Raw genomic sequence first — 8,888 nt, 5'->3', positions numbered from 1 at the left:
CCAGCCGAGCTCGCGCACCACCTCGATGAACAGCTCGGCCGACGGTTCGCTGGGGCGGTCGATGCCCCAGAACCGCTTCCACAACGGGTTGAAGGGCGAGGTGGGATGGCGCTCCGGCAGCTCCACCACCACGCGGCGGCGGGCTGGCCGGTCGAGCGGGCCGGGGAGCCGGACCAGCGCTCACCGGCCGGTACCTGCCCGAAGACGGCCGATCCCGCGACGACCTCGGCACCGTCCCCGATGTCGGCGCCCGGGCACAAAGTCGACCGGGCGCCAACGCGGGCGTCGCGTCCGATGCGGACCGGGCCGATCTTGAGGCGGTCCCCGTCGAGCCAGTGGCCGGTCAGGTCGACCTCGGGTTCGATGCTGGCTCCGTCCCCGATGCGCAGCATGCCTGTGACCGGCGGCAGCGCGTGCAGGTCGACATCGCGGCCGATGTCGGCGCCGAGCAGGCGGGCATACCAGCGCAGCAGCACGGCACCGGCGCTCGAGGTTGCGCCGACCTCATCGACCCAGCGTTCGGCGAGCCAGACGCGCATATTGACCCGGCCGCCGCGAGGGTAGTCGCCCGGCGTGATCCCGGCGAGGATCACGCGCGCACCGGCGGCGGCGAGGAGCATCCGGCCGACCGGTGTGATCAGCACGAGCGCCCCCACCAGCGGCCACCACCAGCTGACCGGGTGCGCCCACGGCAGGCCGGCACCGCCCGGCGTGACCCTGGCCATCGGGCCGCCCGCGGCGAGCAGATTGGTCGCGATGGCGACATAGGTCAGCCAGCGCAGCCCGCGGATCGTGGTCAAGGGCAGGTGGGCGGCCACCTGGCCGGCCTGGGTCTTGCGCTCGACCGGCCGGACGTTCTTGTTCAGCCGGGAGGTCGGGATCGCCATCTCGTCCAGATGCGCGGCCAGGGCGGCCAGCGTGGGGTGGTCATAGATGTCGGCGATCGTGATCTCCGGGTGCGTCTCGCGCAGCCGGGCGACCATCTGGGCGGCCATCAGGCTGCCGCCACCGAGATCGAAGAAGTCGTCGTCAAGGCGCTCGGGTGCGGCCCCGATGATCTGCTCCCAGAGCCCCCGGATGCGCTCCTGGGTGCCGTCCAGGCGCAGGCCACTCGCCCCGTCGGACCGCCCGACGGTTGGCAACGGCCAGGGCAGGGCGTCGCGGTCGATCTTGCCGCTGATGCGGGTCGGCAGGCTGGCCACCGGAGCCAGGCGAGGCACCAGCGCCGCCGGCATGGTGGCGCGCAGGTGCGCCATCGCGGCCCGCGCATCGAAGGCCTCGTCGACGGTCACATAGCCGACGAGGATCTTCGAACCGCTCGCCGTGGCACGCACCGCGACCGCGGCGGCGGACACCCCGGGCAGGGCGAGCAGCGCCGAGTCGATCTCGCCGAGTTCGATGCGCCGCCCGCCGACCTTGACCTGGTCGTCGGCCCGGCCGAGGAAGCGCAGGCCCTCGGGGTCGTTGACGACGAGGTCGCCCGAGCGATAGGCGCGTTCCCAGCCCAGGGTGGGCATGGCGGCATACACCTCGGCGTCCTTGACCGGGTCGAGATAGCGCGCCAGCCCGACCCCGCCGATGATCAACTCGCCGCTCTCGCCGGCCGGGACTTCCTGCCCCGCGCCGTCGACCACCGCCAGATCCCAGCCGTCCAGCGGCAGCCCGATGCGCACCGGCGGCTCCCCGGTCATCCGGGCACCGCACGCGACGACCGTCGCCTCGGTGGGGCCGTAGGTGTTCCAGACCTCGCGGCCGAGGCGCACGAGGCGGGCGTTCAGCTCCGGCGGCAGCGCCTCGCCGCCGAGAATCACCAGGCGCACCTTGGCCAGCGCCTCGATCGGCCACAACGCCACCAGCGTCGGCACCGTCGAGACGATGGTGATCCGGTTCGCGGTCAGCCAGGGTGCCAAATCCATCCCCGAGCGGACCAGCGAGCGCGGCGCCGGGACCAGGCACGCGCCATACCGCCAGGCGAGCCACATCTCCTCGCAACTGGCGTCGAAGGCGACCGAGAGCCCGGCCATCACCCGATCTCCGGGAGCGATCGGGTTCTCCTGCAAGAACATCCGCGACTCGGCGTCGACGAATGCCGCCGCACTGCGATGGGTCACCGCAACGCCCTTCGGTTTCCCCGTGGACCCAGAAGTGAAAATCACCCACGCGTCGTCGGCGACCGAGGGACCTTCCGGTTCCCGGGCGGACCGCGCCCGCGGCACGGTGATCGTCAGCCCGTCGCCGACGACCGCCGCGACTGCGGCTTCCTCGAAGACCGTGCGGGCGCGCTCATCCGGATCGTCTGCGTCCACGGGGACATAGGCCGCGCCGGCGAGCAGGATGCCCATGATCGCGACATACAGATCGGTGGTGCCGGAAGCGATCCGCACGCCGGCTTTGTCGCCGGGCCCGACGCCGGCGGCGGCCAGCGCCGCAGCGACCTCGCTCGCGGCGTCGTCGAACTCGGCATAGGTCAGGACTTCGGCGCCATTGTCCAGCGCCGGCTCGTCCGGGCAGCGCCGCACGGTGACACGGAAGATGTCGACCAAGGTCCGGGGCGGAGGTGCCAGGGTGCCACGACGCAATGCGTCGCCCGTCCCTGCCGCCCGCTCGCTCACTGGTCCATTCTGTCGAATCGAAACCGCTTGCGCCCGGCAGGTGACGCTGCGCGGGGATCGATTGCCAGGTCGAACGGATCGGTGATGGGCCTGACCGTCGACAGCCTGCACCAGGCCCGGTGTCCGAGGGCAGCACGGAGGAGCCGGTCGGGGCCAGGCGCCGCGATCAGCCAGGCCGGCGTCAACGTGCTCACCTGCGCTTCGTCCACGCTTGGTTGGTCCCGGCGAATCCGCTGGCGGAACATCTCGACGCCGAACTCATGCATCTCCAAGGCATCCCGCACACGCTGAGCCTCCGAGGTTGCGGCACGACCCAGCCATCGGCTCTCTGCGGTCGCACTCACAGGTCGATCCTAGAGTCGTGGTCTGACGGGAGGTCCTGCGTGATCGTCCGTCCCCGAGGCCGGCGGACGGCGACGCGGCGGGGTCGGCTGGAAGCGTCATACGGCCGCTGTTACCCGTTGGTGCGTGATCCCCCTCCGAACCGGGGGGGAGATCGCGCGAAATCGGCCCCCACGGGCCGGGGAATGCATGGTTGTCGGTGCGTGACAGGTAAGATTGAGCGTTGCCTGATCACCACCGCCACGGGCGGCGGTTGATCGTCACGTCATCACCGAGGAGCACCGTGGCCGACAGCCCCGACGTCACCCCTGCGCCCGCGACGGTCGCCGACGCCGTCGCGTATGACGCGAGCGCCATCACCGTCTTGGAGGGCCTCGAGGCCGTCCGCAAGCGCCCGGGCATGTATATCGGCTCGACCGGTGAGCGCGGCCTGCACCACCTGGTCTGGGAGATCGTCGACAACGCGGTCGATGAGTCGCTCGCCGGGTATGCCGACACCATCGATGTGACCCTCATGGCCGAGGGCGCCGTGCGCGTCAAGGACAACGGCCGTGGCATCCCCACCGACATCCACCCGACCGAGGGAGTCAGTGCGGTCGAGCTGGTGCTGACCCAGTTGCACGCCGGCGGCAAGTTCGGCGGCGGCGGCTACAAGGTCTCTGGTGGCCTGCACGGTGTCGGCTCGTCCGTCGTCAACGCGCTCTCGCGCCGGATGGACGTGGCCGTGCGGCAGAAGGGTCACGCCTTCCGGATGAGCTTCGATCACGGCGTGCCCACCGGCCCGCTGACCCAGATGGAGGAGACGGACGCCACCGGCACCACCATCACCTTCTGGGCCAATGACGATATCTTCGAGACCACGCACTACGACTACGAGACGATCCGCGCGCGCTTTCAGCAGTACGCCTTCCTCAACAAGGGTCTGCAGATCAACCTCGTCGACGAACGCATCCCCGAGGACGCCGTCACCGACGAGGTCGACCTGGACAATCTCGACGACGACGTCCAGGACGTCGTCGACTCCGAGGCGCAGGACGAGACCGGCGAGACAAAGACGATCAAGGCCAAGAAGGTCAGCTACCGCTACGACAACGGCCTGGTCGACTATGTCACTCACCTGGTCTCGTCCAAGAAGGCCGAGCCGGTCAACCCCGAGATCATCGCGATCGAGGTCGAGGACGTCGAGCGCAGCCTCTCGCTGGAGTTGGCGATGCAGTGGACGACCGCCTACAGCGAGAGCGTCCATACGTATGCCAACACCATCAACACGCACGAGGGAGGCACGCACGAGGAGGGTTTCCGGGCGGCCTTGACCAAGCTGGTCAACGACTTCGCCCGCCGGCAGAACTTGCTGAAAGAGAAGGACGAGAACCTCACCGGGGACGACGTGCGTGAGGGTCTGACCGCCGTCGTCTCGGTCAAGCTCGGCGAGCCGCAGTTCGAGGGCCAGACCAAGACCAAGCTCGGCAACTCCGAGGTCAAGGGATTCGTGCAACGGGCCATGACCGATGAGTTCGGGGCCTGGCTCGAGCGCAATCCGAACGCCGGCAAGGACATCGTCCGCAAGGCCGTCCAGGCCGCAGCCGCCCGCGTGGCCGCCCGGCGCGCCCGCGAGGCGACTCGCAAGCGGGTGCTGGAGTCGGGAGGCCTTCCGGGCAAGCTGCGCGACTGCCAGGCGAAGGATCCGGCGATCTCGGAGGTCTTCATCGTCGAGGGTGACTCCGCCGGCGGCTCGGCCGTGCGCGGGCGCAACCCTTATAACCAGGCAATCCTGCCCATCCGCGGCAAGATCCTCAACGTCGAGAAGGCCCGGATCGACAAAATCCTCGCCAACACCGAGGTCCAGGCGCTGATCTCCGCCTTCGGCACCGGGATCGGCGAGGACTTCGACATCGAGAAGGCGCGCTATCACAAGATCGTGCTGATGGCCGACGCCGATGTCGACGGCATGCACATCCGGACACTGCTGCTGACGCTGCTCTTCCGGTTCATGCAGCCGCTGATCGAGGCCGGTTATGTCTACCTTGCCCAGCCGCCGCTGTATCGCCTGCGCTGGACCAACCATGACCACCAGTTCGCTTTCACCGACCGCGAGCGCGATGCGCTGCTCGCCGACGGGCAGGCGCAGGGTTGGCGGTTGCCGAAGGACAACCCGGTGCAGCGCTACAAGGGTCTCGGCGAGATGGACTACGACGAGTTGCGCGTGACGACCATGGACCCCACCGAGCGCACGCTGCTCCAGGTCACCCTGGAGAATGCCGCAGCCGCCGACGAGATCTTCTCGATCCTGATGGGTGAGGACGTCGAGTCGCGCCGCAGCTTCATCCAGCGCAATGCGCGCGACGTCCGCTTTCTGGATATCTGAATCCCTTTCTGACGGAGCGATTTTCGTATGACTGAGCTTCCCCCCGAGGGTGCCGACGCGGTCGAGCCCATCGACCTCAACACCGAGATGCAGCGCTCGTATATCGAGTACGCCATGTCGGTCATCGTCGCCCGGGCGCTCCCCGACGTCCGCGACGGCTTGAAGCCCGTGCACCGCCGGATCATCTACGCGATGTGGGACGGCGGCTACCGCCCCGACCGCGGCTTCAACAAGTGCAGCCGCGTCGTTGGTGACGTCATGGGCAAGTACCACCCCCATGGGGACTCCGCGATCTACGACACCCTCGTGCGACTGGTCCAGGACTGGTCGATGCGGTATCCGCTGGTCTCGGGGCAGGGCAACTTCGGCTCGCCCGGCAATGACGGGGCGGCTGCACCGCGATACACCGAGTGCAAAATGGCGCCCCTGTCGGTGGAGATGGTGCGCGACATCGACCAGGACACCGTCGCTTTCGGACCGAACTACGACGGCAAGGAGTCGGAGCCCTCGGTCCTGCCGGCCCGCTTCCCCAACCTGTTGGTCAACGGCTCCGCCGGTATCGCCGTCGGCATGGCCACCCAGATCCCGCCGCACAACCTGACCGAGGTCGCCGACGCCGCGCAGTGGGTGCTCCATCACCCCGATGCGACCCGCGAGGAGGCCCTCACCGCGGTCATGGAGCGCATCAGCGGCCCCGACTTCCCGACCGGCGCCCTGATCATGGGGCGCAGGGGAATCGAGGAGGCCTACCGCACCGGCCGCGGCCTGATCTCGATGCGGGCGGTCGTCGCGGTCGAGGAGATCCAGGGCCGCACCTGCCTGGTCGTCACCGAGTTGCCCTACCAAGTCAACCCGGACTCACTGGCCCAGAAGATCGCCGAGCAGGTCAAGGACGGGCGGCTGCACGGCATCGCCGACATCCGCGACGAGACCTCCGGGCGCACCGGCCAGCGGCTGGTCATCGTGCTCAAGCGCGACGCCGTCGCCAAGGTGGTGCTCAACAACCTCTACAAGCACACGCAGTTGCAGACGACCTTCGGCGCGAACATGCTCGCGCTTGTCGACGGCGTCCCGCGCACGCTGCCGATCGACGCCTTCATCCGCTATTGGGTCGATCACCAGATCGACGTCATCCAGCGGCGCACGGCGTTCCGCCTCAAAAAGGCCGAAGCGGCCATCCACATTCTGCGTGGTCTGCTCAAGGCGCTCGACCGGCTCGATGAGGTCATCGCCTTGATCCGCGCCTCGCGCACCGTCGATGAGGCCCGCGCGGGCCTGATCGCGCTGCTCGACATCGACGAGGACCAGGCCAATGCCATCCTCGACATGCCGCTGCGCCGGCTTGCGGCGTTGGAGCGCGCCAAGATCATCGAGCAGCACGACGAGATCGAGGCCGAGATCCTGGACTACCAGGACATCCTGGCCAAGCCGGGCCGGCAGCGCACCATCGTCTCCGACGAGCTCGCCGAGATCGTCAAGCGCTTCGGCGACGAGCGGCGCACCACGATCGTGCCCTTCGACGGCGATATGAACTTGGAAGACCTCATCCCCGAAGAGGACGTCGTCGTCACCATCACCCGCGGCGGCTATGCCAAGCGCACCAAGGTCACCGAATACCGCTCGCAGCGCCGCGGCGGCAAGGGCGTGCGTGGGGCGCAGCTGCGCGGCGAGGACGTCGTCTCGCACTTCTTCACCACGACATCGCACCACTGGCTGCTCTTCTTCACCAACCTTGGGCGGGTCTATCGGGCCAAGGCGTATGAGTTGCCCGACGCCGGGCGCGACGCCAAAGGCCAGCATGTGGCCAACCTGCTTGCCTTCCAGCCTGAGGAGACCATCGCCGAGGTCCTCGCGATCCGCGACTATGCCGCCGCGCCGTATCTGGTGCTGGCGACCAAGTCGGGCCTGGTGAAGAAGACCCGGCTCGCCGAATACGACTCCCCGCGCAGCGGTGGCGTGATTGCGATCAACTTGCGTCCCGGCGACGAGCTCGTCGGTGCGGAGCTGGTCTCCGACACCGACGACCTGCTGCTCGTCTCCCGCAAGGGGCAGTCGGCGCGCTTTAGCGCCAATGACACTCAGCTGCGGCCGATGGGGCGGCCCACCTCGGGCGTGACCGGGATGAAGTTCCGAGGCGACGATGCGTTGTTGTCGATGAGCGTCATACCGGCGGGGAGTGATCCCGACGTCTTCGTCGTCTTCGAGTCGGGGCTGGCCAAGCGTTCCAAGGCATCGCAGTGGTCGGCCAAGGGACGCGGCATTCTCGGCGTGGCCGTCGCGAAGCTCAGCGAGCGCGGTGGCGACATCGTGGGGGCGCTGACCGTCGAACCGGAGGATGAGGTGCTCGTCGTCATGGAGAAGGGCAATATCGTCCGCTCCCGGGTCGACGAGGTACGGCTGACCGGGCGCAACACCATGGGTGTCTCGTTCGCGACGCCGCGCGCCGGCGATGCCATCGTCGCGGTCGCCCGGGGCGTCGAGCGAGCCACCGAGGAGGAAGTCGACTCGGCAGAAGGAGATTCGGCGGGCGCCACGAACGCCGCCGAGGGCACTGACCGTGTGGATTCGGAGGCGGAAGGGGTACCTTCTGACGAGAACGGCGTGAGTGCGCCGGCCGAAGACGGGGACGCCGCGATCGGTGACAGTGACGAGACCGGAGGTCGAGAGTGACTTCGAGCGGACCCGCCGCCAAGGTGGCGAAGCGGCCCGCCGCCCCGACTCCGGTGACGACGACGACAACTCCGCGTCCGGCCGCCCGGCGGGTGCGGCTGACCGTCTCGCGGATTGACCCGTGGTCGGCGATGAAGGTCGCCTTCCTCGTCGCCGTCGGGCTCGGCGTTGCCACTGTCGTGATGATCGCGGTCTTGTGGATGCTCCTGTCCGGCATGGGCGTCTTCGACCAGATCAACGCGATGGCGGCGAAGATCATCGGCGACTCCAACACCGAGTTCAACATCCTCAACATCCTCGGCTTCGGCCGGGTCGTGTCGCTCTCGGTGCTGCTCGGTGTGGTCAACGTCCTGCTGATCACCGCCTTCTCGACGCTCGGGGCCTTCCTCTACAACATCTGCGCCTCGCTGGTCGGCGGCGCGCAGTTGACGCTGACCGACGACTGACGTCGTTTTGGTCGGGGTGCCCCGCGTGGGGTAATCTCGTGCGGCGCTCGCGTGGTGTCGCGGCGCGGCAAGCGGGCCTATAGCTCAGACGGTTAGAGCGCTTCCCTGATAAGGAAGAGGTCACAGGTTCAAGTCCTGTTAGGCCCACCTCCCGCGGTCCCGGGACCCGCCCGGGCTCGCGCTTGGTTGAAGGGGAAGACCATGAAGAAGCTGCTGCTGGTCGTCGCGACCGCGCTCGGCGCGAGCATCCTGAAGAAGAACATCGACAAGTCGAAGTCCGACAAGGACCTCTGGGCCGAGGCCACCGGGCCCTCGACGTCGGAGCCTGCCACCCCGGCTGCGCCGGCGGCGGGCTGATCGTGACCTGGCCCCTCGCTGGGGCCGGGACAACTGCATACGGGGAAGTGGCGCAATTGGTAGCGCACCGCTTTTGCAAGGCGGGGGTTGCGGGTT

General features: G+C 68.5%; 6 protein-coding genes and 1 tRNA gene. 5 read left to right on the top strand and 2 right to left on the bottom strand.

Translation table 11 applies throughout. From position 1 onward, the window contains the following. Both PKH97_RS10435 and PKH97_RS10430 read right to left on the bottom strand, forming a co-directional pair. On the bottom strand, window positions 1-2,612 hold a 2,612-nt coding region (locus tag PKH97_RS10435), incomplete at its 3' end, for an amino acid adenylation domain-containing protein (protein WP_324387346.1). Beyond that, window positions 2,609-2,956 carry a hypothetical protein gene (locus tag PKH97_RS10430; RefSeq protein WP_324387345.1) on the bottom strand — a complete coding sequence of 116 codons (348 nt, stop codon included), beginning with the start codon at window positions 2,954-2,956 and terminating at the stop codon, window positions 2,609-2,611. The genes PKH97_RS10430 and PKH97_RS10435, both read right to left, overlap by 4 nt. Window positions 2,957-3,237: 281 nt before the next feature. Here PKH97_RS10430 and gyrB point away from each other — a divergent pair, with 281 nt between their 5' ends. The 5 genes from gyrB (at window position 3,238) to PKH97_RS10405 (ending at window position 8,792) form a co-directional block, all read left to right on the top strand. Next, a complete protein-coding gene (gene gyrB / locus PKH97_RS10425; RefSeq protein ID WP_324387344.1) occupies window positions 3,238-5,319 on the top strand; it encodes a DNA topoisomerase (ATP-hydrolyzing) subunit B in 2,082 nt (693 codons plus the stop codon). 27 nt (window positions 5,320-5,346) lie between these two features. Further along, window positions 5,347-7,989: a DNA gyrase subunit A gene (gyrA, locus tag PKH97_RS10420; RefSeq protein WP_324387343.1), complete on the top strand. Its 2,643-nt coding sequence runs from the start codon at window positions 5,347-5,349 to the stop codon at window positions 7,987-7,989. Then, window positions 7,986-8,435, top strand: coding sequence for a DUF3566 domain-containing protein (locus PKH97_RS10415; protein WP_324387342.1), 450 nt, complete (start codon window positions 7,986-7,988; stop codon window positions 8,433-8,435). The genes gyrA and PKH97_RS10415 overlap by 4 nt, the downstream gene beginning before the upstream one ends. 73 nt (window positions 8,436-8,508) lie before the next feature. Next, window positions 8,509-8,582, top strand: a tRNA-Ile gene (locus PKH97_RS10410). Between the two features lie 54 nt (window positions 8,583-8,636). After that, window positions 8,637-8,792: a DLW-39 family protein gene (locus PKH97_RS10405; RefSeq protein WP_324387341.1), complete on the top strand. Its 156-nt coding sequence runs from the start codon at window positions 8,637-8,639 to the stop codon at window positions 8,790-8,792. Window positions 8,793-8,888 lie beyond the last annotated feature (96 nt).

Source organism: Nostocoides sp. (assembly GCF_035343835.1).
GTDB lineage: Bacteria > Actinomycetota > Actinomycetes > Actinomycetales > Dermatophilaceae > Nostocoides_A > Nostocoides_A vanveenii.
Note: the sequence above shows the minus strand (reverse complement) of the source record. Positions and strands in the feature narration are given on the sequence as shown.